Consider the following 25,159-nt stretch of genomic DNA (forward strand, 5'->3'; position numbering starts at 1 on the left):
GATCTACGGCGCGGAGGTCGATGGCGAGGTCGCGATCACCGTTCGCGACTTCCCCAAGGACAATCCGCTGATCGATGCCGACGCCGCACCGAGCGAGCCGGAGATCGAGGCGATGGTGCGGCGCCACGCCGTCAACCCGACCGGCGAGAACCTGCAGGTCGCTTCCCTGCCCCGGATCAACCCGGACCGGTTCGACTTCGAACTGGCCAAGCGGCCCTCCGCGCTCGGCCGTTTCGCCATCCGCATCGTGCCGGAGAACGTCTCCTTCGTCGCCAAGACCGAGGAGCCGACGGCGGACATCACCCCGGGCCTGCAGGAAAAGGTCATCGACGTCGACGACAACACGTCCCTGAAGGACCTGTTGACCGGCAACGGCTCCACCGACGACGAGGCCGAGGAGATCACCGCCGTGCTCGGCCGCGTCTTCCGCATCGGCAAGCCGCCGGAGAACGGCCGCGTTCGCCTCGGCATCGATGAGGCCGAGATCGACATCGACCGCTCGATCCCGGTGCGCATCAGCATCTATGACGGCGAAAAGCATATCGCCACGGTCGCCCGCTCCGACGACGGCTTCTACGTGCCGGCCAACGAGCCGCCGCCGATCGTCACCGCGGCCGCGGAAGAGGAAGAGCCGCAGCAGCCCGCCGTCTACAAGGGCGGCCCCGCGCTCAGTCTTTATGAGAGCATCTACCAGACCGGCATGGAGCAGCAGATTCCGGTCGCGCTGATCAACGACATGATCCGCATCTTCTCGTTCGAGGTCGACTTCAACACCCGCGTCAGCCCGGCCGACAAGCTGGAGGTGTTCTATGCGCTGGCCGACGAGCGCGACCCCGGCTCGGCCAAGGAGATCCTGTTCGCCTCGCTGACGCTGAAGTCCAACGAGCGCCGATTCTACCGCTTCAAGACGCCGGACGACGGCGCCGTCGACTACTATGACGAGACCGGCAAGAGTTCGAAGAAGTTCCTGATGCGCAAGCCGATGTCGCGCGGCAAGTTCCGCTCCGGCTTCGGCAGCCGGCGCCACCCGATCCTCGGCTATGCGCGCATGCACAAAGGCGTCGACTGGGCGGCCCCGCGCGGCACCCCGGTCATGGCATCCGGCAACGGCGTCATCGAAGAGGCCAAATGGAAGTCCGGCTACGGCCGCTGGGTGAAGATCCGCCACTCCAACGGCTACGCCACCGGCTACGGCCACATGTCGGGCTTTGCCAAAGGCATCCATTCCGGCCAGCGCATCCGCCAGGGCCAGGTGATCGGCTTCGTCGGCTCCACCGGCCTGTCGACCGGACCGCACCTGCACTACGAGGTCATGGTCAACGGCCGCCACGTCAACCCGTTGCGCATCCGCCTGCCGCGCGGCCGCGTGCTGACCGACGAGGTCCTGACCTCCTTCGAGCAGGAGCGCAACCACATCGACGCCCTGCTCGCCAAGGACCCGAGCCAGCAGCGCCTCATCGCCACCAACTGAGTTAGAGAAACAGCCGCATCAGCCCGAAAGGCCGAGATCGGCCCGTTGCCTGCGCGTCAGCTTGGCCACGACGATGCGGTGGGATTCGGCGAGATAGGCCTTCAGGTCGTCGTCCGAAAGCCCCGGATCGTCATGCATCTGGATCCAGGTAGGGCTGCGCGGCGACAGATACGGCGCCGGCCTCAGGCCCGGCTGCTCCCTCAGGATCCGGTAGGCGAGCTCGCTGCATTTGAAGGTGATGAAGGGCACCTCGCCCTTCGACCAGCCGGCGATGGCGAACACCTTGCCGCCGACCTTCCAGACATGCGCCCCGCCCCACTGCTCGACATATGTCGCTGCCCGCAGGCTGCCGCAGAAGGCATCGAAAGTCTCGTAACTCATCATGACATTGGCTTCGTCATCGGCGTGAAGCGCAGACCGTTATCGTCCCTTTCGCCGCTGGCCGGGACAAAGTCGGCCTTTTCATAGAACGGGACCGAATTCGGCGAAGCGTTGACGGTCATCGTCTTGCCGTGGCGATCGATCTCGCGGCAACGCTCGGCCGCGAGCGCGACCAGGGCGCGACCGATCCCTTTGCCCTGGTATTCGGGAGCAACGAAGAGCAGCGCGATATGGTGTCCGCGCGCCAATGCCACCATGCCGACAAGCACCGCCCCCTTTGCGGCAACGAATACGCCGCCGACAGGGTCCTCAGCCTTTTCCCGCAACGACGTTTCGGAAACCTGCGCGTAGAACCGGGCAACGCCGGACGGCGAATAGTGCGGCGCGACGCAGGCGTCGAAAACCCGCTGGATCAGGGAAAAGACGACAGGCTCTTGCCCCCTCTCCATCTGCCGATAGCAAACCTCGTCGGACATCGATCTTCCCCGAAAGCAAATCCCAGCGACCGAATTGGATGGGCCGGCGGCAATCCCGCCGCCGGCCCGATTCTACCTTGCACGAAGGTGCCTGTCGTCAGGCGGCCTGGCGGTCGTCCGTCACCACCTCGAAGTCGAGCGCATCGTCCGCAGTCGTCACCTTGACGGTTTGGCCGTCGGCCACGTCGCCTGCAAGAATGCGCTCCGCCAGCGGGTTCTGCACGAAGCGCTGGATCACCCGCTTCAGCGGCCGCGCGCCATAGACCGGGTCGTAGCCCTTGTCGGCGAGCCAGGCGCGGGCGCCCTCATCCAGCTCCAGCACGATCTTGCGGTCGTCCAGCAGCTTCTGCAGCCGGACGAGCTGGATATCGACGATCGCGCCCATCTGCTCGCGCTTCAGGCGATGGAACAGGATGATCTCGTCGAGCCGGTTGAGGAACTCCGGCCGGAAATGCGACCGGACGACGTCCATCACCGCATCGCGCGCGCCCTCGACATCCGCCCCCTCCGGCTGCTCGGCCAGGAACTCCGAGCCGAGGTTGGAGGTCATGATGATCAGCGTGTTGCGGAAGTCGACGGTGCGGCCCTGTCCATCCGTCAGCCGGCCGTCGTCGAGCACCTGCAGGAGCACGTTGAAGACGTCGTGGTGCGCCTTTTCGACCTCGTCGAACAGAATCACCTGGTACGGCCGGCGCCGAACCGTCTCCGTCAGCGCCCCGCCCTCCTCATAGCCGACATAGCCCGGAGGCGCGCCGATCAGACGGGCGACGGAATGTTTCTCCATGTATTCCGACATGTCGATGCGAGCCATCGCCGTCTCGTCGTCGAACAGGAACGCGGCCAGGGCCTTGGTCAGCTCGGTCTTGCCGACGCCGGTCGGGCCGAGGAACATGAACGAGCCGATCGGCCGGTTCGGGTCCTGCAGGCCGGCGCGGGCGCGGCGCACGGCCGTGGAGACGGCCTCGACCGCTTCCTCCTGGCCGACGACGCGCTTGGCGATCGCCTCTTCCATCCGGAGCAGCTTGTCGCGTTCGCCTTCCAGCATCTTGTCGACGGGAATGCCGGTCCAGCGTGAGACGATCTGGGCGATGTGGTCCGGCGTCACCGCCTCCTCCACCATCGCGCCCGGCTCGGCCGCGCTGCCCTCCGCCGCTTCGGTTTCGGCCAGCCGCTTTTCCAGTTCCGGAATCCGGCCATAGGCGATCTCGCCCGCCTTGGCGAGGTTGCCCTCGCGCTGCGCCCGCTCCAGGTCGCCGCGGGCCTCGTCGAGCGCCGCCTTGATCTGCTGGGCCGAGGACAGCTTGTCCTTCTCCGCCCGCCAGCGCGCGGTCAGCCCGGCAGACTTTTCTTCCAGGTCGACAAGCTCGCGATCGAGCCGCTCCAGCCGGTCCTTGGAGGCCTGGTCGGTCTCCTTCTTCAGCGCCTCGCGCTCGATCTTGAGCTGGATGATGCGCCGATCGAGTTCGTCCAGTTCCTCCGGCTTGGAATCGACCTGCATGCGCAGCCGCGAGGCGGCCTCGTCGACGAGGTCGATAGCCTTGTCCGGCAGGAACCGGTCGGTGATGTAGCGATTCGACAGGGTCGCGGCGGCGACCAGCGCGGAGTCGGTGACCCTGACGCCATGGTGCAGCTCGTATTTTTCCTTCAGGCCGCGCAGGATCGACACGGTATCGGTCACCGTCGGCTCGGAGACGAACACCGGCTGGAAGCGCCGTGCGAGGGCGGCGTCCTTTTCCACATGCTTGCGGTATTCGTCGAGCGTGGTGGCGCCGACGCAGTGCAGTTCGCCGCGGGCGAGAGCCGGCTTCAGGAGGTTGGAGGCGTCCATCGCCCCTTCCGCCTTGCCGGCGCCGACGAGGGTGTGCATTTCATCGATGAAGAGGATCACCTGGCCGCCCGCCGCCTGGATTTCCGAAAGAACGGCCTTCAGCCGCTCCTCGAACTCGCCGCGATATTTCGCGCCGGCGATCAGCGCGCCCATGTCGAGGGCCAGCAGCTTCTTGTCCTTCAGGCTCTCCGGCACGTCGCCATTGACGATACGCAGCGCCAGGCCCTCGGCAATCGCGGTCTTGCCGACGCCCGGCTCGCCGATCAGCACCGGATTGTTCTTGGTCCGGCGCGACAGCACCTGGATCGTGCGGCGGATTTCCTCATCCCGCCCGATGACGGGGTCGAGCTTTCCGTCCGCGGCGACTTCCGTCAGGTCGCGGGCATATTTCTTCAGGGCGTCGTAGCCCGATTCGGCCGACGCCGAATCGGCCGTGCGGCCCTTGCGAATCTCGTTGATCGCCTCGTTGAGGCCGGTCGGCGTAACGCCGGCCTCCTTCAGGATCTTCGAGCTTTCCGCTTCCTTCTCCATGGCCAGCGCCAACAGCAGGCGCTCCACGGTGACGAACGAGTCGCCCGCCTTCTTGGCGAGTTCCTCGGCGGTGTTGAAGACCTTGGCGGTGGGACCGGCGAGATAGAGCTGGCCTTCGCCACCGCTCACCTTCGGCATCTTGTCGAGCGCGAGATCCACGGCGGTGAGCGCCCGGCGCGGGCGGCCGCCGGCGGCCTCGATAAGCCGGGCCGACATGCCCTCCGGATCGTCGAGCAGCACCTTCAGGATGTGCTCGGGCGTGAATTGCTGGTGGCCCCTGGAAAGGGCCGCGTTCTGGGCGGATTGAATGAACCCGCGCGCACGTTCGGTATATTTCTCGAAATTCATCATGACCTCCTGAGCCCGCCCCGACCCGTCCGAAGCACGGGAACCGGTGACGTCCGGCCGTTGACAGATGTCCGCCCCGCATCCCCCGATAGCGGCAGGACGCGGACCCGGATCGGCCCCGGCACGCGCCGGGACGTCCTCAATATAGTGTTGCAGATCGGTAACAGAAGAGGGTACGGCAGAGAAGTCGGCCGCGCGGCGGACCGCAAGCCAAATTGGCCCAAAAGCCGCCGGGATTGGCTCTCGCCCGCCGCGCGGGCGCGCTATATGGTGGCCGCCAATCCGCCGATATTCCAGCCCACAGGACAAAGACGATGACGTCGATCGCGAAAATCGCCGGCCTTTACCGCTTTCCGGTCAAGGGCCTTTCCGCCGAACCGTTGGACCGCGTGGCGTTGCAGGTGGACCGCCCGCTCCCCGGCGACCGGGCGATCGCCCTGGAATTTCGCGATTCGGGGATAGACCCGGACCATCCGGAGTTCCGCAAGAAGTCCTATTTCCTGCAGCTCGCCCTCTTTCCGGCACTCGCCGTCCTGAAGAGCCGGTTCGATCCTGAGACCGGACGGCTGGAAGTGACCCGCAGTGGCGCGCCCTTCGCCGAGGGCGTCATTTCCGATGCCGCCGACCGGGAACGTATCGAAACCGCGTTCCAGAACTTCTTCGAGCCGCCCCTGCCGCGACAGCCGCGGCTGATCGCCGGCGGCGACGTCCAGTTCACCGACCAGTCCGGGCCGCTGATCTCACTGATCAACCTTGCCACCGTCAACGCCATCGCCGACGTCGCCGGCGGCCCGCTCGATCCGGTGCGCTTCCGCGGCAATCTGACCCTCGACGGCATGGAGGCCTGGGCCGAGAACGATCTCGTCGGCAAGCGGATCAGAGTCGGCGATAGAGCGGTGCTGGAGGTGGAAAAGCGCATCGACCGCTGCGCTGCCACCGAGGTCGACCTTGAGACCGGCGAGCGCAACCGGCCGGTCATCGCGCGCCTGCGCGAGACCTTCGGCCACATCGATTGCGGGGTGTTCGCCCGGGTCGTCGAACCGGGTGCCATCGCCCCCGGCGACGCTTTGAAAGTCCTGTAGGCAGAAAAGCAAACGGCGCCGGACGTGACCGTCCGGCGCCGCAAATAAGCTGGCGAAAAAAGTCCTTTGCCGGCGCCTGCACGTTGACAGGTGCAAGGGCGCAAAGCGCGGGTCAGGCCTCCGAGACGGCGCCTTCCGCGGAATCCGCCTTGGTCTCGCCGCCGTCGGACTTGGCCTCGGCGCCCTTGGCCTCGTCGCCGCCATCCGCGCCGTCCTCGGCCTTGGTCTTGCGACTGCCGCGCCCGCGCGTGCCGCGCACCCGGCGCTTCGGCTTCGGGGCATCCTCGCCGGCGTCAGCGGACATCGCCTCTTCAGCCTTGGCTTCGCTGGCCTTGTCCTCACCGGCTTTGTCGTCGCTGCCCTTGGCCTCTTCGGCCTTGGCCGGAGCCTCGGACCCGGCGTCGTCGCCGGAGGAGCCCTTCGGCGGCTTGGAGCCGTTGCCGCCCTTGGTGTTGACGCCGGGCATGGCGTCGACGAAGGGTTGCGGGGCATCGGCGGCCATCACCTGCCGGGACTGCCCGGACGGACCCGAGCCGTTGTTGCCGCCCTCGGCATCAGCGCCATTGCCCTGATTGCCCTGGTAGGGCTGGTCGTTGTCGCGCTGGGGATTGTTGGCGCCCTGTGCCGCGGCAATGATCCGGAAATAATGCTCGGCGTGCTGCAGGTAGTTCTCCGCCATGACGCGGTCGCCTGCGGATTGCGCATCGCGGGCGAGCTGGACGTATTTTTCCGCGACATGCATGGCCGATCCGCGGATTTTCACATCGGGACCGTTCGATTCGTAGGACCGCGTCAGCGGATTCGGACCCTTGCGGGTCCGGCCCCGAACGCGCTTGTTCTGGTTGTTCTGCCTCATTACGCCGTAGTCTCTTTCGGAAAAAGGTGCTGAGAGTCCCTCAACGCGACCGGGCTTGGGAACCACGGTCCAGGATAAGAGATCGCCCGTCCGAAAAGGGTCGAGATCCGATCAATCGAAAAACCGAAAGTCCGACCGAAATCCCTCGCGTTCTGCTCCCTGCAACCACCCGTCAGGGGCGATCGATGGACCACGCAGTCAAGGTCAAGATCGAAGTTCGGTTGTCGGCATGAGCCCCTGCTACCCGTTTCCCGAAACGTTTGCGCGGCGAAAATTGTGCTGCGCCGGGGCCTCATGCAGTGCTTCGGCGAGGTGAACCTAGCCGGTCCGCCTCAATTTTCCAAGCGCTAATTTCCGTTTTGCCTAATACCTGCGGTTCTTTTGCCGCAATCGGGGCGACGCGCCGCAACAACCCGGTCGTGTCCGGCAAGGTCCGTGTATACAGAAACGCCGGCAAGACCGACATCCGTGAACAACCCCGCAACATCGCCGGCCTGCCCGGCACCGGTCTCAACGACAAGCCCGCCGCCGGGGGCGAGCAGGCGCGCTGCATCCGCGGCGATTGCACGGTAGGCGTTCAGCCCGTCGGCACCGCCGTCGAGCGCACGGGCCGGATCGTGATCGCGCACCTCCGGGTCGAGCCCGGCGATCTCGCCGCTGGCGATATAGGGCGGGTTGGAGAGGACGAGGTCGAAACCGGGGCGCAGCCCGTCGCCGTAGTTCATGGCGGCAAAGGCCGCGCGGTCGCCGACGCCGGCCGCAACCGCATTTTCCCGCGCCATGGCGAGTGCGCCGGGCGCTAGATCGGTCCCGATGCCTTCGGCCTTCGGACATTCCGACAGGAGCGCGACGAGAAGCGCGCCGGACCCTGTGCCGAGGTCGGCGATCCGCAGCGGCGCCGATCGGCGGCCGGTGTCGTCGAGGAAGCCGAGCGCAGCCTCGACCACCGTTTCGGTATCGGCCCGCGGCTCCAGCGTGTCCGGCGACAGCCTGAACGAATGGCCCCAGAACTCCCGCGTGCCGAGGATGCGTCCGACAGGCTCGCGCGCGGCGCGCCGGGCAACAAGGTTCTCGATCCGCGTGCATTCCGAAGATGTGACGAAACGATCCGCCTCCAGCGCCAGCCGGAGCGGCGCAATATCGAGGGCGGCACCGACGAGAAGGCGCGCGTCCGTCTCCGTGCCCTCGATGCCCGCTTGCGCCAGCCGGGCCCGGACCTGCCGTAAAAGGTCGCCGAGCCGGACCGGCCCGTCAGGCATCTTCTTCAACGGCCGCCAGCAGCGTTGCCTGGTGATCGGTGATGAGCGCGTCGATCAGCTCGTCGAGACCCTCGCCGATGAGGATCTCGTTGAGCTTGTAGAGCGTGAGGCCGATGCGGTGATCGGTCACCCGGCCTTGCGGGAAATTGTAGGTGCGGATGCGCTCCGAGCGGTCGCCGGAGCCGACCTGGACGCGCCGCGCCTCGGCTCGCTCGTCGGCCGCCTTCTGGCGCTCCATGTCGAACAGGCGCGTGCGCAGGATTTCCATCGCCCGGGCCCGGTTCTGGTGCTGCGACTTTTCCGCCTGGACGACAACGATGCCGGTCGGGATATGGGTGATGCGCACGGCGGAGTCCGTCGTGTTGACGTGCTGGCCGCCGGCGCCGGAGGCGCGCATGGTGTCGATGCGGATGTCCTCGTTGCGGATCTCGATGTCGACGTCTTCCGCCTTCGGCAGCACCGCAACGGTCGCCGCCGACGTATGGATGCGCCCGCCCGATTCCGTTGCCGGCACCCGCTGCACCCGGTGGACACCCGATTCGAACTTCAGCCGGGCAAAGACGCCCGCCCCGGTGATCGTCGCGATGATCTCCTTGTAGCCGCCGACCTCGCCCTCGGTCGCCGACATCTCCTCCACCTTCCAGCCGCGCAGCGCCGCATAGCGTTCGTACATGCGATAGAGATCGCCGGCGAACAGCGCCGCCTCGTCGCCGCCGGTGCCGGCGCGCACCTCGATGATGACGTTCTTGTCGTCGGCCACGTCCTTGGGCAGGAGCGCGAATTGAATCTCCTGCAAGAGCCGCTCGACCGTCTCCTCAAGGTCCGGACGCTCCGCCTCGGCGAGCTCGCGCATTTCCCTGTCGGTATCGCCGTCCTCAAGCAGTTCGTCGAGGCCGGAAAGATCGGCGCGCGCGGACTGCAGCGCCCGGATCTTTTCCACGACCGGCTGCATCTCGGCGTATTCCCGCGACAGCCGGATATAGATCTCCGGCTCGGGGTTTTCCGCCATCGCCTGTTCCAGGTTGGAGAAGCGGGTAATGAGACTGTCGAGTTTTTCCTGTGCGAGCATTCTTCTTGTCCGGATGGGTCGGGCACAGGCACCGCCGTGCCCGTGCGGGGTCCAGCGCCAGATGCGCTAGACGGGAATGTTCTGGTCGTCGGCGTAGCTTTTCAGGAACAGGCGCAGATCGCCGTCCCAGCGCCCGGCCTCCAGCCGCGGAAGCAAGCGCGCGCGCAGTTCGTTCGCCTTCAGCTTGCGCAGCATCGCCTTCACCGGGCCGATCGCCGAGGGCGACATGGAGAGCGTGCGGTAGCCGAGCGCGATCAGCGCCATCGCCTCCAGCGGCCGGCCGGCCATCTCGCCGCAGATGCTGAGCGGCACGTCGGCAACGGCCGCCCGGTCGACGATGGTCTTCAGGACGCGCAGGAACGGCGCCGACATGGCGTCGTAGCGCTCCGCCACCCGCGGATTGCCGCGGTCGGTGGCGGTGAGGAAATGGAACAGGTCGTTGGAGCCGACCGAGGCGAAATCGACGATGCGGAACAGCTCGTCGAGCTCGAACAGCAGCGAGGGCACCTCGATCATGGTGCCGAGCTTGATCTCGGCCGGGACGTCGTGGCCGTGCTTCTTCAGGTGCAGCTTGTCGCGCTCAAGGATCGCGCGCGCCTGCTCGAACTCGCCGGTCTCCGTCACCATCGGGAACATCAGCCTGAGGCGCCGACCCGCCGAGGCGCGCAGCAGCGCCCGCTGCTGGGTGCGCAGGAGCGCCGGCCGGTCGAGGCCGAGGCGCACGGCGCGCCAGCCCATTGCCGGATTCTCCTCCTGCACCGCGCGCAGATACGGCAGCACCTTGTCACCGCCGATATCGAGGGTGCGGAACACGACGGGGCGCTCGCCCGCGGCCGAAATGACGTTCTCATAGAGCCCGGTCTGCTCGCGCATGCGCGGAAAGGTCTGGGCGACCATGAACGGGATCTCGGTGCGGAACAGCCCGATGCCGGCGGCCCCCGCCTCCTCCAGATGCGGCAGGTCGACGGTGAGGCCCGCATTCAGCATCAGCGAAATTTCCTCGCCGTCGAGGGTGACGGACGGGCGGTGCCGCAGCCGCTTGTACTGGGCCTGGCGCCGCGCCCGGAACCGGACCTTTTCCGCATAGGCGTTCTGGACGTCCGTCGGCGGGCGCAACTGGACGACGCCGGTGCTGCCATCGGCGATGATGGAATCGCCCGATTCGCAGAGCGATGTGACGCCCGCGACCTGGCCGACGGCGGGAATGCCGAGCGCCCGGGCGATGATCGTCGCATGGCTCGTCGGTCCCGCCTCTTCGAAGACGAGGCCGCGCACCCGGCCGCGCTCATAGTCGAGGAGTTCGGCGGCCCCCATGTTGCGGGCGACGATGATGGCGTCCTTCGGCAGGTCCTTGGCCGAGATCGACATCGGCACGCCGACCAGTTCGCGCAGCAAGCGGTTGGTCAGGTCGTCGATGTCGTGCAGCCGCTCGCGCAAATAGGGGTCGGTCTGGCGCATCATCCGCGCCCGGGTGTCGTTCTGGACCTTTTCCACCGCCGCCTCGGCGGTCAGGCCGTTGCCGATCGCCTCCTCGATGCGCCGCACCCAGCCGCGGTCGTTGGCAAACATGCGGTAGGCTTCCAGGACGTCCCGGTGCTCGCCGTGATGGGCGACGTCGCGGCTCGCCAGCATCCGGTCGAGCGACAGCCGCAGCTTGTCGACGGCGGCTTCCAGACGGTCGAGCTCGGTGTTGGCGTCCTCGGCAATGAGGTTGGTGACGACCACCCGCGGCTCGTGCAGCACGACCTCGCCGAGGCCGACGCCGTCGGCCAGCGGCTGGCCCTCGATCTGCATGGTCCGGCGCGCATCGAGCTGGTTCGCCTGCGGGAACATCGCCCCTGGCTCACGCGCGGCGACCATCTCGGCGATCACCATCGCCGTCGTCTGCAGCGCCTCGATCTCCTCGTCGGTATAGGTGCGCTTGGCCCGGTTCTGGACGACGAGGACGCCGAGCGTCTGGCCGGCGCGCAGCACCGGCACGCCGAGAAAGGAGTGGTAGATCTCCTCGCCCGTCTCCGGCTTGTAGGCAAAAGACGGATGGGCGCTGGCGTCGGTGAGGTTGAGCGGCTCGGCCTCGGCCGCGATCAAGCCGACGAGGCCTTCGCCGAGCCTGAGGCTGGTGCGGTGGACGGCGGTCCGGTTGAGGCCTTCCGTGGCGAACAGCTCGAGCTGCCGGTCGGCCCGAAGCAAATAGATCGAGCAGACTTCCGCCACCATGTTGGCAGCGATCAGCACCACGATTTTGTCGAGCCGTTCCTGAGGACTGATCTCCTCGGCCATCACCTCACGAAGACGGCGGAGCAACAGTCTTGGTCCGGCGAGCGTCCTGCGCATCGCCTAGGTGTCTCCGTGCCGCGGCCGGCAGGATCAAGGATATCGATTGCCGGAAGAAAAACGACGGGTCGCCAGCCGCGCGTTGTTACTGTTTGTCGAGTCCGTATACCGAATGCAAAGTCCGCACCGCAAGTTCGGTATAGGCTTGGTCGATCAATACGGAAATCTTAATTTCCGAGGTGGAGATCGCCAGAATATTGATATTCCGGTCGGCAAGAGCCTGGAAGGCGCGGGCCGCAACGCCGGCGTGCGAGCGCATGCCGACGCCAACGACGGAGACCTTGACCACGTCGCGCACGCCCTCGATCTCGGTATAGGTGAGCGTGTTGCGGGCCGATTCGATGACCTGCTTGGCCTGGTCGTAGCTGCTGTCGGGCACCGTGAAGGTGATGTCCGTGGTCGATCCGTCCGGCGAGACGTTCTGCACGATCATGTCGACATTGATATGCGCATCGGCGAGCCTGACGAAGACGTCGGCGGCAACGCCCGGCTTGTCGGCAACGCCGCGGATCGATATCTGCGCCTCTTCCTTGGAATAGGCGATTCCGGTGACGACCTGCTGTTCCACGATTTCGTCCTCGTCGCAGATAAGGGTTCCATGTGGCAATCCGTTGGCGCCGTCCGTGGCCGTTGCCGGATCCTCGAAGCTGGAGCGCACCATGACTCGGACGCCCTTGACCATGGCAAGCTCGACGGAGCGCACCTGCAGCACCTTGGCGCCGAGCGAGGCCATTTCCAGCATCTCCTCAAAGGAGACTTTTTCAAGCCGCCGCGCCCGGGCGACGATCCGCGGATCGGTGGTGTAGACGCCGTCGACGTCGGTGTAGATGTCGCAGCGGTCCGCGTTGATGGCCGCGGCGATCGCCACCGCGCTGGTATCGGAGCCGCCGCGCCCCAATGTCGCGATGCGGTTGTCCGGGGAAATGCCCTGGAAGCCGGCGACCACAGCGACCTGATTCTGTTCCAGCCGCTCGATCAGCCGCCCGCCGTCGATCTCCTCGATGCGCGCCACGCTGTGCGCCGCATCGGTCTTGATCGGGATCTGCCAGCCCTGCCAGGAGCGGGCATCGACGCCCATCGCCTGCAGCACCAGGGCAAGGAGCCCGGACGACACCTGTTCGCCGGAGGCGACCACCGCGTCGTATTCGCGGGCATCGTGCAGCGGCGAGGCCTCGCGGGCGAGCGCCACCAGCTTATTGGTCTCGCCGGCCATCGCCGAGACGACGACGGCGACCTGGTGGCCTGCGTCGACCTCGCGCTTGACGTGGCGCGCCACGTTGCGAATACGATCGATATCGGCGACGGACGTGCCGCCAAATTTCATCACCAGCCGGGCCATGGGGCGAAACTCGTGTCCGGATTGCCTCGGATTGACGGGGGCACGACTGGGCCGCGCCGGGTCGGCGCATCAATACAGAGAACGCGCCGACATCGCAACGGCGACATCTGCAGCTTGACATCCGCGCCCGTCGGCCCGAGTTACCCGCCTAGAGACGTGCCACTTTCGGAGACCCGCCATGACCGCAGCCGCCCCGGAAAAGAAAACGGCCGAGCCCCCCTTTGCGGAAACGGGGACAGTCGACGCCGACGAGGTCGCGCGGTTCTCCGCCATGGCCGACGCCTGGTGGGACCCGACCGGCAAGTTCCGGCCGCTGCACAAGATCAATCCGGTCCGGCTCGCCTATATCCGCGACACCGTGACCCGCCAGTTGCGGCGCGACGCCAAGGCGGACAAACCGCTGAAGGGCCTGAAGCTTCTCGACATCGGCTGCGGCGGCGGGCTGCTTTCCGAACCGATGGCGCGGCTCGGCGCAACGGTCGTCGGCGCCGATCCCTCCCGCAACAACATCGAGACCGCGCGGGTCCATGCCGAGCGCAGCGGAGTTGAGATCGACTACCGGCAGACGACGGCGGAAGACATCGCCGCGGGCGGGGAAAAATTCGACGTCATCCTCAACATGGAAGTGGTCGAGCACGTCGCCGACGTCGACCTTTTCCTGAAGACCTGCGCTGACTTGCTGAAGCCGGGCGGGATCATGACCGTCGCCACCCTCAACCGCACCCTGAAGGCCTATGCGCTGGCCATCGTCGGCGCGGAATATATCCTGCGCTGGCTGCCGCGCGGCACCCACCAGTGGGAAAAGTTCCTGAAGCCGGCGGAACTGCAGGCCTCGCTTGAGGCCGCCGGGCTCGAGGTCATCGACCGCTCCGGCATCGTCTTCGATCCCCTGCGCGACCAGTGGAACGCCTCGCCGGACATGAGCGTCAACTACATGCTGGCGACACAGAAGCCGATGGAATAGGCGGCGGCGCGACCGGCCGCGGCCGGTCAGTTGTGCTCTTCCGGCAGCCTCGGCAGCGGCAGAACGTCAATGCCCTCTTCCAGAAGCTCCGCGGCATCCTCGAGGGTCGCCTCGCCGTAGATGCCGCGCTTTTCCTCGTCGCCGAAATGCATCGCCCGGGCGACCTTCGGGAATTCCTTGCCGACGTTTTCCGCGTTCTCGGTGACGAATTTCTTCACCTCGCGCACCATCTCGACCAGCTTCGTCATCTGCTTGTCACTGAGATGGCCGGAGATCTCAGGCGCCTGCGCGGGTGCCGGCGCGGCGACGGGCACCGGAACCTTGGCCGCCGGCTGCGGGGCCGCGCCGCCCTGCGAGGACGCATCCGAATGCGCCTGGTCCGCAGGCGGCGCCGCGCGCGAGCGTGCCGTCACCACCGACGGCGCCATCAGCCGCTTGGCGATCTCGCGGTTGCCGCAATGGGGACAGGAGATCGCGCCCTCGGCGATCTGCCGGTCGCAGTCGTCGGAGCCGCGGAACCAGATCTCCAGGTCGTGGCCGTTGCCGCAGACGAGTTGGTAGCGGATCATTCGCTCGTGCTTTCGAAAGGCCCGGGCAGCCCCTCCGTCTCGATGTCCCGGTCGTGGGTCAGGGCCGGGATGCGCTTGCGGGCCGCATCCACCTCGGCCGGATCGATCATCGCCTGGATGACGCCGGGATCGGTGCCGGCCTCGGCGAGGATCTCGCCCCACGGGTTGATGATCAGGCTGTGCCCGAATGTATCACGTCCGTTCTCGTGATGCCCGCCCTGGGCCGCTGCAATGACGAAGGAGCCGGTCTCGATCGCCCGGGCGCGCAGGAGCACGTGCCAGTGGGCTGCGCCCGTCTGCTTGGTGAAGGCGGCCGGCGCGGTCAAAAGCCCGGCCCCGGCCCGTGCCAGCGCCCGGTAGAGATAAGCAAAACGCAAATCGTAGCAGATCGAAAAGCCGAGGCGGATCCAGGGAAGGTCGGCGACGGCCACGGCCGAGCCCGGCTGATAGGTCGCCGATTCCCGATAGGATTCGCCGCCGTCGAGATCGACGTCGAACATGTGGATCTTGTCGTAGCGGGCCGCGATCCCGCCGGTCGGCGAGATCAGATAGCCGCGGTTGGCGGCCTTGTCGGGCCCGACGCGCACGGCCAGCGATCCGATATGGAGCCAGATATTGAGGTCGTCGGCGAGACGCCTCAGCCGTGCCAGGCTCCGATCGCAGGCTTCCGGCGTGATGTTCTCGAACAACATCTTGCGGTCGAGCTCCATCAGCGCCGTCTGCTCGGGCGTCTGCACGAACCGGGCACCGCCGAGCGCTGCCTGACGGATCAGCGAAACCGCCTCGTCGATATTGTTGGAAACGCTTCGTCCGGCCCGAAGCTGGACACAGGCGGCTTGAAAAGCGCCCATTCGGTCACCTTGATCAATGGAACAAAAGAACGCCCGTGAGGATCATGCAGCGAGCAACGGATCGAGCTTGCCCTGGCGCTCAAGCGCATAGAGTTCGTCGCACCCCCCGACATGGACGTCGCCGATAAATATCTGCGGAAACGTGCTGCCGCCATTCGCCCTTTTGATCATTTCCTGCCGTTTCGACGGGTCGAAGGTAGCATCGATCTCGGTGAACTCGGCGCCCTTTTCGGCAAGGAGGCGTTTTGCCGAAGAGCAATAACCGCAGAATTTGCGGGTGTAGATGACGATTTCGGGCATCAACGTCTCCGTCAGGCCGGTCTGCCGGGAAAGGCAACCGGGATCAATATCTTCTCTTTCTTATATTATGCCCGTTTCCTTCCCGACAACCCTTGCGAAAACAAGTACATCAACCGATTGTGCGCCGCCGCGAAGAAGCGCCCTGGTCGAAGCCTTGACCGTGGCACCGGAGGTCAGCACGTCGTCGATGAGAAGAACCCGCTTGCCCGCGACGGCCGGGCGCCGCTCCGCGGGCACCCGGAATGCCCCGCGCACATTGCGGTCCCGCTCGCTGCCGGTCAGCCCGACCTGGTGCTGGGTGGCGCGAATGCGGTGGAGGATGAGCGGGTCGAAGGCTACGCCGGCGAGCCGGGAAATTTCCGCCCCGAGCAGCGCCGCCTGGTTGAAGCGCCGCCGCCACAGCCGCCAGCGATGCAGCGGCACCGGCACGATGACGTCCGCCTCCATGAGGAGTTCCCTCCCGGCCCGCGCCATCAGCCGCGCCATCAGGCGCACATGCTCGGTGTGGTCGCGATATTTGAAGCCATGGACGATGTCGCGGGCGACGTCGTCGAAGACGGCGGCGGCCCGCGCCCGCTCGAACGGCGGCGGATCGGCGATCGCCTCGGCGCTGAGCGCGCCCTCGCCGAGATCGTAGGAGAACGGAATGCCGAGCCGGGCGCAATAGGGCTTGTCGATCAGGGTCAGCCGCGACCAGCAGTCCGCGCACAGCGCATCGGCCACCGCCACCGGCTGCCGGCAGGCCATGCAAACGGGCGGCAGAACCAGATCGAACAGCGCGCGCCCGGCGGAACCGATCGCGGAGCCGGCACGCCGAAGCCGTCCCGGTTCGGGCGCGATAGCAGTATCGGCAAAGGCGGGATCCGGCATCATGCTACAACGATAGCGCGAAGAACGGTCTCCGTCATCCGCGCCGGCAGCATCGATCGACATATCGGCTTTGACCATCGCGCTCCCCGGACCCATAACCACCACAACGGAACGGCAAGCCGAAAGGAGAAGGTGTGGCCGACGACAGCCGGGTCTTTGATCGCGAACTCCTGAAGACGCGCCGCCGCCGGGCCCTTGCCCGCAGCGGCGAGCCGGCCGATTTCCTCGCCCGCATCGTTGCCGAAGACCTCGCCGAAAGGCTGAAGGCCGTCACCCGCGACTTCGACATCGCCGTCGACCTCGGCGGCATCGCGGGCGCGGCCACGGGCGCCATCCTGGAAACCGGCAAGGTCGACATGCTCATCCGCGCCGACGACCTCGCCGGAGGCGGTCCGGCGCCGGGCATCCCCATCACCATCGATGCCGAGATCCTGCCCTTTGCCGAATCGTCCCTCGACCTCGTCGTCTCCTCGCTCTCCCTGCAATTCGTCAACGACCTGCCGGGAACCCTCGTCCAGATCCGCAAGGCGCTGCGGCCGGACGGCCTGTTCCTCGGCACCGTCATCGGCGGCGATACACTGAGCGAACTGAGGATCGCGCTCACCGAGGCCGAAATCGAGGTCACCGGCGGCATCAGCCCGCGCGTTGCCCCGGCGCTGGACGTGCGCGATGCCGGCGCTCTATTGCAGCGGGCGGGCTTCGCCCTTCCGGTCGTCGACCGCGACGCCCTCACCGTGCGCTACGACACGCTGTTCGACCTCGCCCGCGACTTGCGGGCGATGGCCGCCGCCAACTGCCTTGCCGAGCGCCGGCGGGCGCCGACGCCGAAGGCCCTGTTCCTGAGGGCGGCGGAAATCTATGCGGAGAAATTCAGCGATCCGGACGGGCGCATCCGCGCCACCTTCGAGGTGATCTCGCTGTCCGGCTGGGCACCCGACGAGAGCCAGCAAAAGCCGCTGAAGCCCGGCTCGGCGAGGGCAAGTCTCGCCGATGCCCTCAATACGGAAAAACCTAGCGACGCAGGATGACCGGCGGCAGTTGCGGGCAGGTGACCGCGCTCGGCGCCGTCGCCGCGTCCTTGCGGGCAGCGGTGATTGAGCCGGTGATCAGCATGTCGACGCCGTCCGGCGCCTCCGCATATTGGCGTTCCTTAGCCGGCTGAATACCAAGGCCGAGCGCCAGCAACCCCACCGACAGGGCCATCGCGAGCGAGGCCGAGATCAACGCGAAATCAAGGGCGCCCATCCCGCGCTCATCGCGCCAGAAACGGCGGGCGCCCGAAAGAAACCGACCCATGAGCGAACACTCCATCGACACGAAAACCAGCCGGCCAAGCACGCAAGGCGCCGGCCGAACGCCGATGACGATACGGGATCGCACTTAATACTTCGGTAACGACGAGGACGGAATTGGCGCGATGGCCGCGGTGTGCCGGAAATCTTGCAGGGCAGCCGCTTCGTTCAGGAGGACCCCGGATACATCTCCAGGATTCGCCCGAAGTAGTTTTCCGATAACTCCGTGCCCAACTGGCTGATAGCGGTGATCGCCATGACGCCCGTGATTATCGCAACGAGCGCGTATTCGATCGCGGTCGTGCCGCGTTCGTCGGCAGCAAAACACCGTAGCAGATCGGAAAATTGTCGTTTTGAAACCGTAAGGTAGGTCTTTTCCGCCATTCCTGCCTCGCAGCGCATGGGCCGCGACACCGCAGGTGATTGCCTAGAGCAGGTCAATCAGGTGCGGGATCAGCGGCTCGTCCGCCGGCGGCATCGGATAATCCCTGAGCCGCGCCGGGCGCACCCATTTCAGGTCCTGCCCCTCGCGCGCCTCGACCGTTCCCGACCATCTCCGGCAGACGTAAAGTGGCATCAAAAGGTGAAAATCCTCATAAGCGTAGCTGGCGAAGGTAAGCGGCGCGAGGCAGGCCGGATTGATGTCGATGCCGAGCTCTTCGTTGAGTTCGCGGATCAGGGAATCTTCCGGCCGCTCGCCGGGCTCCAACTTGCCGCCGGGAAATTCCCACAGGCCTGCGAGCGCCTTGCCCTCGGGACGCCGGGCGATCAGCACCCGCCCGTCCACATCGATGAGCGCACAGGCAACGACGAGAAGGAGATTCATCCGGTCCCTTCCTCCGCAGGCCGGGGGGCCCGCCGGTAGTGATAGCGATAGGCCTCGGCGAACCCGCAGCCTTCGTAAAGGGCGCGCGCCGGGGCATTGTCGACTTCGACGCCGATCCAGAACAGCGTGGCGCCGGCGCCTGCCGCCCACGCGAACGCCGCCCCAAGGCAGGCCCGCGCATGGCCGCGGCGCCGGGCGGCGGGGTCGGTGGCGACCGCAAAGACCGTCGCAATATCCCGGTGCAGCGCCGCGATCAGGCAGCTTGCGGGCATCCCCTCCCGGTCGCGGGCGAGCACGAAGACGGTCTCGTCGGCCATCGCGGACAGGATCGCCCAGAAGCCGGCCCGCTCCCGGTCCGACTGGTTGGAGAACCGGGCGACAGCGCCGAGGAACTCGTCCGTCGCCGTCTCCAGGACCTCGACAGCCTGGGCCGGCGTCGCGGCCTCCGTGACCGGCACCGCAGGGGCGTCGCGGACCAGCATCAGCGTCTCGCCGAAGCGCGCAAACCCGAGCGCATCCGTCCGGGCAAGGACGGGCGCGGGCGTCAGCGGCGTTACCCTGACCACCGGATCGAGGCCGGCGCGACGATAGAGGCGAAAGACCCAGTCGAGCCGCTCGTCCGTCCCGTCCCCGTCATGGGGATCGAGAATGTTGAGGGAGTTGGCGCGGTTGGTGTGGCCGCCGGAAATCCGGACGATCCAGCTCCCGTCGATCGCCGTGCGGACGCCCGGCCAGACCGAGAGCTGGGCGTCCTCGATGCGGCGGACGAGGGCGGGATCGGCCACGTGCCGTCAGCTCCGGTAGTCGCCGTTGATGGCGATGTAGCCCTTTGTGAGGTCGCAGGTCCACACCGTGTCGCGTCCCTTGCCGAGGCCGAGGTCGACGCGGATGGCGATCTCCGGCTCTTTCATCACCGCCGAGGCGGCCGCCTCCGAATAGTCCGGGTCGCGCTCGCCCTCGACGGCGACGCGCACGTCGCCGAACCAGATCGCCAGCCGGTCCCGGTCGGCCGGCTCGCCGGCCTTGCCGACGGCCATGACGACGCGGCCCCAATTGGCGTCCTCGCCGGCGATCGCGGTCTTGACCAGCGGCGAATTGGCGATCGCCATGCCGATCTTTCGGGCCGACGCCTTGGAGGTCGCGCCCTCAACGGTGATGGAAACGAACTTGCGCGCCCCCTCGCCGTCCTTGACCACCTGGTGGGCGAGGTCGAGGAGGAGACCGTCAAACGCCTTGCGGAAGGCGAAAAGCCGGCGGTCGCCGGGCTCGGCAATCTCTGGCGCGCCGCGCGTCGCGGCAGCACCCGTGGCGAACGCCAGCACCGTGTCGCTGGTCGAGGTATCGCCGTCGACGGTGATGGCGTTGAACGAGTCCTTCACGCCGCGCGAAAGGAGCTTCTGCAGTACGGCCGCCTTGATCGGCGCATCGGTGAAGACGAAGGACAGCATGGTCGCCATGTCCGGCGCGATCATGCCGGAGCCCTTGGCAATGCCGACGAGCGTCGTCTCGACGCCGCCGATCTTTGCCGTCGCCGTCGCCACCTTCGCGAAAGTGTCGGTGGTCATGATCGCCTTGGCCGCGTCCAGGAACCGGCCGGACACCGCATCGCGCACCAGCCCGTCGACGACGGCCCCGAACTTCGTCGCATCGAGCGGCTCGCCGATGACGCCTGTGGAGGCGAGATAGACCTCCTCAGGCGTGCAGCCCGCCGCCGCCGCCATCTGGTCGGCGGAAAGCTTCACGGCCTCGGCACCGCGTTTTCCCGTAAAGGCATTGGCGTTGCCGGAATTGACGAGAAGCGCCCCGGCCCGGCCGTGGCCGAGGTTCTGCTTGCACCAGTCGACCGGCGCGGAGGCGCATTTCGACTTCGTGAAGACGCCGGCAACCTCGGCCCCGCCGTCGAAGACGACGGCGAGCACGTCGGTGCGGCCCTTGTACTTGATGCCGGCCGCGACTGTTGCCAGCCGCACGCCGGCGACCTCCGGCGGCTCGGGATAGGAGGCCGGCGCGAACGGCGAGGGCGTCAGCTCCATGGCGCGCCTATTCGCTCTTCTTGGCCGCTTCGTCGAGCCGTTCGATGGTCGCGTCTTCCTTCAGCTTGGCCACGGACTCGATGTACTTCTCGCGCATCAGGCTTTCGCGGATGCGGTCCTTGACCTGATCGAAGGCCGGCGGCTCCTGCTTGCGGCGCTCCTCGACCTTGATGACGTGCCAGCCGAACTGGGTCTGCACCGGCTCCTTGGTGTATTCGCCGGCGGCGAGCTGGAAGGCCGCGTCCTCGAATTCCTTGACCATCCGGCCCTTGGTGAAGAAGCCGAGATCGCCGCCGTTCGGGCCGGACGGGCCGGTCGACTTCTCCTTCGCCAGCGCCGCGAAATCGGCGCCGTCGTCGAGCTGCTTGATGATGTCCTTGGCCTCGTCCTCGGTCTTGACGAGGATGTGCCGCGCCTTCAGCTCTTCGGACGCTTCGAAGTCGGCGGTGTCCTTGTCGTAGCGCGCCTTGATCGCGGCCTCGTCGATCGCGCCGGCGATGTTTTCCTGCACATAGGCGTCGCGCAGCGCCCGCATCTTCAGGAAGTTCATCCGCGTCTTGAACGCCTCGCTCTCGGCAAGGCCCTGTTTTTCGGCGGCCTGGGACATCAACAGCATGTCGATCAGGGCCGAGACCAGGATCGGCCGGCGCTGGTCTTCAGGCACCCGGCGCAACTCGGCGAGGAAGTCCTCGGCCATAAAGGCGAGGTCGGACTCCCGGATGACGCCGTCACCGACCTTGGCAAGAACGTTGTTCTCCACGGCCGCATCCTCGGCAAGGGCGCTCGCGGGCACCATCACCGAAGGCGTGGCAAGGAGCAGGAAAGCGGCCGAAAGGGCGGCGCTGACGCGGGATCTGGATGGCATTGTCATTCCTTTCGCTCGGAAACGGGCCGCAATTCCGTTTCCACGGGGCTTGCGGCAGACAGATATGCCGAATTCGGTGGCGTTGACAACATACCGACCCCCTCTTATCTGTCGAACGGTTCCGCACGGCCCGTCCGGAGCCGCCTTTTCGTTGCGGTCGCGGCCGCCTCCACCGGCAGTCCGGCCGCCATGAAGTCGCGGAACCGACTTCATGGCACGTTCATGCACCGCTCTTAGATAGCGCTTGCCAGCGACCGCACCGGCTGTTTCCGGCCGCAGGCAAAGAAAGGATCACCAATGGTCGGGTTCGGTTCAATCGCCCGCAAGATTTTCGGTTCGGCGAACGACCGCAAGATCAAGGGATACCATTCCCGGGTCGCCGCCATTAACGCGCTGGAAGCCGAAGTCGAGCCGCTGAGCGACGACGACCTCAAGGCCCGCACCGACGCCTTCCGCAAGCAGATCGCCGACGGCGCCAAGCTCGACGACATCCTCGTCGAGGCCTTTGCGACCGTACGCGAAGCCGCCAAGCGCACCCTCCACCAGCGCCACTACGACGTCCAGCTCATCGGCGGCATGGTCCTGCACGAGGGCAAGATCGCCGAGATGAAGACCGGCGAAGGCAAGACCCTCGTCGCCACCCTCGCCGTCTACCTCAACGCCCTTGCCGGCCGCGGCGTCCACGTCGTCACCGTCAACGATTACCTGGCCAAGCGCGACTCCGACTGGATGGGGCAGATCTACCGGTTCCTCGGCCTCACCGTCGGCGTCATCGTCCACGGCCTCGACGACGACGAGCGCAAGGCCGCCTATGCCTGCGACGTCACCTACGGCACCAACAACGAGTTCGGCTTCGACTACCTTCGCGACAATATGAAGCACGAGCGCGCGTCAATGGTGCAGCGCGACCATGCCTTTGCCATCGTCGACGAGGTCGACTCCATCCTCATCGACGAAGCGCGCACGCCGCTGATCATTTCCGGCGCCATCGAGGACCGCTCCGACCTCTACAACACGGTCGACGCCTTCATTCCGAACCTGGTGCCCGACGACTACGAGCTCGACGAAAAGACCCGCGCCGTCACCTTTACCGAACAGGGCAACGAGAAGCTGGAGAAGCTTCTGTCGGAGGCCGGCCTCCTGAAGGGCGACTCCCTCTACGACCTGGAAAACGTCACCGTCGTCCACCACCTCAACAACGCGCTTCGCGCCCACCAGCTCTTCCAGCGCGACCGCGACTACATCGTCAAGGGCGGCGAGGTCATCATCATCGACGAGTTCACCGGCCGCATGATGCCGGGCCGGCGCTTCTCCGACGGCCTGCACCAGGCGCTGGAGGCCAAGGAACACGTCGACATCCAGCCGGAAAACCAGACGCTCGCCTCCATCACCTTCCAGAACTACTTCCGCATGTACGACAAGCTCGCCGGCATGACCGGCACGGCGCTGACCGAGGCGGACGAGTTCCTCGACATCTACGACCTGGAAGTGATGGAAATCCCGACCAACATGCCGATCGCCCGCGTCGACGACGACGACGAGGTCTATCGCACGGCGCACGAGAAGTTCGCCTCCATCATCGAGCTGATCAAGGACTGCAAGCAGCGCGGCCAGCCGATCCTCGTCGGCACGACCTCGATCGAGAAGTCGGAAATCCTCGCCGAGATGCTGAAGAAGGAAGGGTTCCGCCAGCGCGACTTTTCCGTCCTGTTCGACGGCGACCAGGGCACCAAGAAGGAAATGGTGTTCCAGGTCCTCAACGCCCGCTACCACGAGCAGGAAGCCCACATCATCGCCCAGGCCGGCGTCCCCGGCGCCGTCACCATCGCCACCAACATGGCCGGCCGCGGCACCGACATCCAGCTCGGCGGCAACCCCGACATGCGCATCGCCAGCGAACTGGCCGACATGCCGGAAGGCCCGGAGCGCGAGGCGAAAGAAAAGCAGATCCGCGACGACGTTGATCGCCTGAAGCACATCGCCATCGAGGCCGGCGGCCTCTTCATCGTCGGCACCGAGCGCCACGAAAGCCGGCGCATCGACAACCAGCTCCGCGGCCGCTCCGGCCGCCAGGGTGATCCGGGGCATTCCCGCTTCTTCCTGTCGCTGGAAGACGATCTGATGCGCATCTTCGGCTCCGACCGCATGGATTCCATGCTGCAGAAGCTGGGCCTCAAGGAAGGCGAGGCGATCGTCCATCCCTGGGTCAACAAGGCTTTGGAAAAGGCGCAGCAGAAGGTCGAGGCGCGCAACTTCGACGTCCGCAAGAACATCCTGAAGTTCGACGACGTCATGAACGACCAGCGCAAGGTCGTGTTCGAGCAGCGCATCGAGCTGATGTCGAACGACTCCGTCGCCGACACCATCGCCGACATGCGCCACGACGTCATCGCCGACCTGGTGCTCAAGCACATTCCGGAAAAGGCCTATCCGGAGCAGTGGGACGTCAAGGGCCTGCGCCAGGAACTGCAGGAGGTGCTCGACCTCGACCTGCCGGTCGACGAATGGGCCCACGAGGAAGGCATCGCCGAGGAAGAGGTGGAGCACCGCGTCGCCAAGGCAGCCGACGAAAAGGCAGCCGCCAAGGTCGCCCGCTACGGCGCGGAGAACATGCGCTACGTGGAAAAGGTGATCCTTCTCCAGACCCTCGATTTCCTGTGGCGCGAGCACATCGCCACCCTCGACCATCTGCGCTCGGTCATCGGGTTCCGCGGCTACGGCCAGCGCGATCCGCTGAACGAGTACAAGACCGAGTCCTTCGAGCTGTTCCAGGCGATGCTGGCCAATCTGCGCCAGGTCGTCACCGGCAATCTGATGCGCGTCGAGCTCGTCAAGGAAACGCCGGCAATGCCGAGCGACGAGGACCTGCCGGAGATGTACGCCTACCACGACGACCCGGCGATGATGGACGAGGACTACGGCTTCGTCGAAGGCCCGGAACCGGAGCAGATGGAGCCGGTCACCTACGGCGTCGCCGCAAGACACGTCGCGAAAGAGGACCGCAACCCGGGCGATCAGTCCACCTGGGGCAAGGTCGGCCGCAACGAGCCCTGCCCCTGCGGCTCCGGCAAGAAATACAAGCACTGCCACGGCAAGTTCGCGTAAGGGGCGGGCGAGCGGCCGGAACACTGCCTGTCCTGATCACCGAAGACAAAAAGGGCGCGCACCAAAAATGGCTGCGCGCCTTTTTGCTTTTCGGTCGGCGAAGGCCGGCCGTCGTTGATGCACCCTCCGCCCTGTTCGGTGCCGCATCGCCTGGCTCGCGAGCCTCGTCTGACGTCGTCACGCCATCGCTCTTATTCGCCATCACCTGCCGACGATCGCGATCGTCTGGCACCGTGGCGGGCTCATGCGTTGCGCAGCCCGACGCCCCGCCCCGCGTCAAGAACGGGCGCGCGCCACCACTGTCCGGCTCATGGCTTACGCACTCCCGGTCCCAATCACTCCACGTCATTGCCGTGCTTGACACGGCAATCCATGCGGCGCCAACCGATTGTTTCGACAGCCAGAATGGATCACCGGGTCAAGCCCGGTGATGATGCAGAGCGTGTGGGTCCCAGAGTGCATTGGCCTTTAACCGGACAGCAGTGGGTCAAGCCCGGCAATGACGCATGA

23 protein-coding genes (1 of these 23 running past the window's edge) are annotated in these 25,159 nt (G+C 66.3%); 5 read left to right on the plus strand and 18 right to left on the minus strand.

All coding sequences use genetic code 11. From position 1 onward, the window contains the following. Nucleotides 1-1,471, plus strand: the 3' portion of a protein-coding gene (locus M2319_RS05525; protein WP_264600449.1) for a M23 family metallopeptidase. It extends 431 nt beyond the left edge of the window; the window shows 1,471 of its 1,902 coding nt (coding positions 432-1,902); the start codon falls outside the window, past its left edge; its stop codon occupies nucleotides 1,469-1,471. A gap of 18 nt (nucleotides 1,472-1,489) precedes the next feature. Here M2319_RS05525 and M2319_RS05530 read toward each other — a convergent pair whose 3' ends face one another. The 3 genes from M2319_RS05530 to clpB all read right to left on the minus strand — a co-directional run bounded on the left by M2319_RS05530 (nucleotide 1,490) and on the right by clpB (nucleotide 5,035). Then, complete coding sequence (locus M2319_RS05530) at nucleotides 1,490-1,852, minus strand: MmcQ/YjbR family DNA-binding protein (protein WP_264600450.1); 363 nt, start codon at nucleotides 1,850-1,852, stop codon at nucleotides 1,490-1,492. Continuing rightward, nucleotides 1,852-2,328, minus strand: coding sequence for a GNAT family N-acetyltransferase (locus M2319_RS05535; protein ID WP_264600451.1), 477 nt, complete (start codon nucleotides 2,326-2,328; stop codon nucleotides 1,852-1,854). The genes M2319_RS05530 and M2319_RS05535 overlap by 1 nt, the downstream gene beginning before the upstream one ends. A 97-nt stretch (nucleotides 2,329-2,425) precedes the next feature. Next, nucleotides 2,426-5,035, minus strand: a complete 2,610-nt coding sequence (gene clpB / locus M2319_RS05540; RefSeq protein WP_264600452.1) for an ATP-dependent chaperone ClpB — start codon at nucleotides 5,033-5,035, stop codon at nucleotides 2,426-2,428. Nucleotides 5,036-5,349: 314 nt separating this feature from the next. Between clpB and M2319_RS05545 the strand changes: the two genes are divergently transcribed. After that, the gene (locus tag M2319_RS05545) at nucleotides 5,350-6,117 is read left to right on the plus strand and encodes an MOSC domain-containing protein (RefSeq protein WP_264600453.1); all 768 of its coding nucleotides are present in this window, start codon (nucleotides 5,350-5,352) and stop codon (nucleotides 6,115-6,117) included. Between the two features lie 112 nt (nucleotides 6,118-6,229). Here M2319_RS05545 and M2319_RS05550 read toward each other — a convergent pair whose 3' ends face one another. The 5 genes from M2319_RS05550 to M2319_RS05570 form a co-directional block, all read right to left on the minus strand. Next, on the minus strand, nucleotides 6,230-6,973 hold the full coding sequence (locus M2319_RS05550; RefSeq protein WP_264600454.1) for a DUF4167 domain-containing protein: 744 nt from the start codon (nucleotides 6,971-6,973) through the stop codon (nucleotides 6,230-6,232). A gap of 347 nt (nucleotides 6,974-7,320) precedes the next feature. Beyond that, nucleotides 7,321-8,232, minus strand: coding sequence for a peptide chain release factor N(5)-glutamine methyltransferase (gene prmC, locus M2319_RS05555; RefSeq protein WP_264600455.1), 912 nt, complete (start codon nucleotides 8,230-8,232; stop codon nucleotides 7,321-7,323). Then, nucleotides 8,225-9,301, minus strand: coding sequence for a peptide chain release factor 1 (prfA, locus tag M2319_RS05560; protein ID WP_264600456.1), 1,077 nt, complete (start codon nucleotides 9,299-9,301; stop codon nucleotides 8,225-8,227). The genes prmC and prfA overlap by 8 nt, the downstream gene beginning before the upstream one ends. 66 nt (nucleotides 9,302-9,367) lie before the next feature. Further along, nucleotides 9,368-11,635 (minus strand): phosphoenolpyruvate--protein phosphotransferase, encoded by a 2,268-nt coding sequence (gene ptsP, locus M2319_RS05565; RefSeq protein ID WP_264600457.1) that lies wholly within the window; start codon nucleotides 11,633-11,635, stop codon nucleotides 9,368-9,370. A gap of 85 nt (nucleotides 11,636-11,720) precedes the next feature. Continuing rightward, nucleotides 11,721-12,974, minus strand: coding sequence for an aspartate kinase (locus M2319_RS05570; protein WP_264600458.1), 1,254 nt, complete (start codon nucleotides 12,972-12,974; stop codon nucleotides 11,721-11,723). A gap of 178 nt (nucleotides 12,975-13,152) precedes the next feature. On the opposite strand from M2319_RS05570, the gene ubiG reads away from it, so the two are divergent. Continuing rightward, nucleotides 13,153-13,938 carry a bifunctional 2-polyprenyl-6-hydroxyphenol methylase/3-demethylubiquinol 3-O-methyltransferase UbiG gene (gene ubiG, locus M2319_RS05575; RefSeq protein WP_264600459.1) on the plus strand — a complete coding sequence of 262 codons (786 nt, stop codon included), beginning with the start codon at nucleotides 13,153-13,155 and terminating at the stop codon, nucleotides 13,936-13,938. A 26-nt stretch (nucleotides 13,939-13,964) separates the two neighbouring features. Here the strand turns inward: ubiG and M2319_RS05580 are convergent, their stop codons facing one another. Genes M2319_RS05580 through M2319_RS05595 form a run of 4 tightly spaced genes read right to left on the minus strand, consistent with a single transcriptional unit; the run spans nucleotide 13,965 to nucleotide 16,528 of the window. Then, the gene (locus M2319_RS05580) at nucleotides 13,965-14,507 is read right to left on the minus strand and encodes a DUF1178 family protein (RefSeq protein WP_264600460.1); all 543 of its coding nucleotides are present in this window, start codon (nucleotides 14,505-14,507) and stop codon (nucleotides 13,965-13,967) included. Beyond that, the gene (locus M2319_RS05585; RefSeq protein ID WP_264600461.1) at nucleotides 14,504-15,358 is read right to left on the minus strand and encodes a carbon-nitrogen hydrolase family protein; all 855 of its coding nucleotides are present in this window, start codon (nucleotides 15,356-15,358) and stop codon (nucleotides 14,504-14,506) included. The genes M2319_RS05580 and M2319_RS05585 overlap by 4 nt, the downstream gene beginning before the upstream one ends. Before the next feature lie 42 nt (nucleotides 15,359-15,400). Further along, nucleotides 15,401-15,658, minus strand: a complete 258-nt coding sequence (gene grxC / locus M2319_RS05590; protein WP_264600462.1) for a glutaredoxin 3 — start codon at nucleotides 15,656-15,658, stop codon at nucleotides 15,401-15,403. Between the two features lie 60 nt (nucleotides 15,659-15,718). Continuing rightward, nucleotides 15,719-16,528, minus strand: a complete 810-nt coding sequence (locus M2319_RS05595; protein WP_406682081.1) for a ComF family protein — start codon at nucleotides 16,526-16,528, stop codon at nucleotides 15,719-15,721. 134 nt (nucleotides 16,529-16,662) lie between these two features. Here M2319_RS05595 and M2319_RS05600 point away from each other — a divergent pair, with 134 nt between their 5' ends. Further along, nucleotides 16,663-17,556 carry a class I SAM-dependent methyltransferase gene (locus tag M2319_RS05600; RefSeq protein ID WP_264600464.1) on the plus strand — a complete coding sequence of 298 codons (894 nt, stop codon included), beginning with the start codon at nucleotides 16,663-16,665 and terminating at the stop codon, nucleotides 17,554-17,556. Here M2319_RS05600 and M2319_RS05605 read toward each other — a convergent pair. From M2319_RS05605 to M2319_RS05630, 6 genes are all read right to left on the minus strand, one after another. Next, complete coding sequence (locus M2319_RS05605; RefSeq protein WP_264600465.1) at nucleotides 17,540-17,908, minus strand: Flp family type IVb pilin; 369 nt, start codon at nucleotides 17,906-17,908, stop codon at nucleotides 17,540-17,542. The two genes, M2319_RS05600 and M2319_RS05605, sit on opposite strands and share 17 nt — an antisense overlap. 80 nt (nucleotides 17,909-17,988) lie before the next feature. Beyond that, nucleotides 17,989-18,204 (minus strand): Flp family type IVb pilin, encoded by a 216-nt coding sequence (locus tag M2319_RS05610; protein ID WP_264600466.1) that lies wholly within the window; start codon nucleotides 18,202-18,204, stop codon nucleotides 17,989-17,991. Between the two features lie 43 nt (nucleotides 18,205-18,247). Beyond that, nucleotides 18,248-18,646 (minus strand): (deoxy)nucleoside triphosphate pyrophosphohydrolase, encoded by a 399-nt coding sequence (locus tag M2319_RS05615; protein ID WP_264600467.1) that lies wholly within the window; start codon nucleotides 18,644-18,646, stop codon nucleotides 18,248-18,250. Then, nucleotides 18,643-19,431 carry a GNAT family N-acetyltransferase gene (locus M2319_RS05620; RefSeq protein WP_264600468.1) on the minus strand — a complete coding sequence of 263 codons (789 nt, stop codon included), beginning with the start codon at nucleotides 19,429-19,431 and terminating at the stop codon, nucleotides 18,643-18,645. The genes M2319_RS05615 and M2319_RS05620 overlap by 4 nt, the downstream gene beginning before the upstream one ends. 6 nt (nucleotides 19,432-19,437) lie before the next feature. After that, nucleotides 19,438-20,679 carry a bifunctional glutamate N-acetyltransferase/amino-acid acetyltransferase ArgJ gene (gene argJ / locus M2319_RS05625; RefSeq protein WP_264600469.1) on the minus strand — a complete coding sequence of 414 codons (1,242 nt, stop codon included), beginning with the start codon at nucleotides 20,677-20,679 and terminating at the stop codon, nucleotides 19,438-19,440. A 7-nt stretch (nucleotides 20,680-20,686) separates the two neighbouring features. Next, nucleotides 20,687-21,544: a peptidylprolyl isomerase gene (locus M2319_RS05630; RefSeq protein WP_264600470.1), complete on the minus strand. Its 858-nt coding sequence runs from the start codon at nucleotides 21,542-21,544 to the stop codon at nucleotides 20,687-20,689. A gap of 297 nt (nucleotides 21,545-21,841) precedes the next feature. On the opposite strand from M2319_RS05630, the gene secA reads away from it, so the two are divergent. Further along, the gene (secA, locus tag M2319_RS05635) at nucleotides 21,842-24,649 is read left to right on the plus strand and encodes a preprotein translocase subunit SecA (protein ID WP_264600471.1); all 2,808 of its coding nucleotides are present in this window, start codon (nucleotides 21,842-21,844) and stop codon (nucleotides 24,647-24,649) included. Nucleotides 24,650-25,159: the final 510 nt, after the last annotated feature.

The organism is Rhodobium gokarnense (assembly GCF_025961475.1).
Classification (GTDB): domain Bacteria; phylum Pseudomonadota; class Alphaproteobacteria; order Rhizobiales; family Rhodobiaceae; genus Rhodobium; species Rhodobium gokarnense.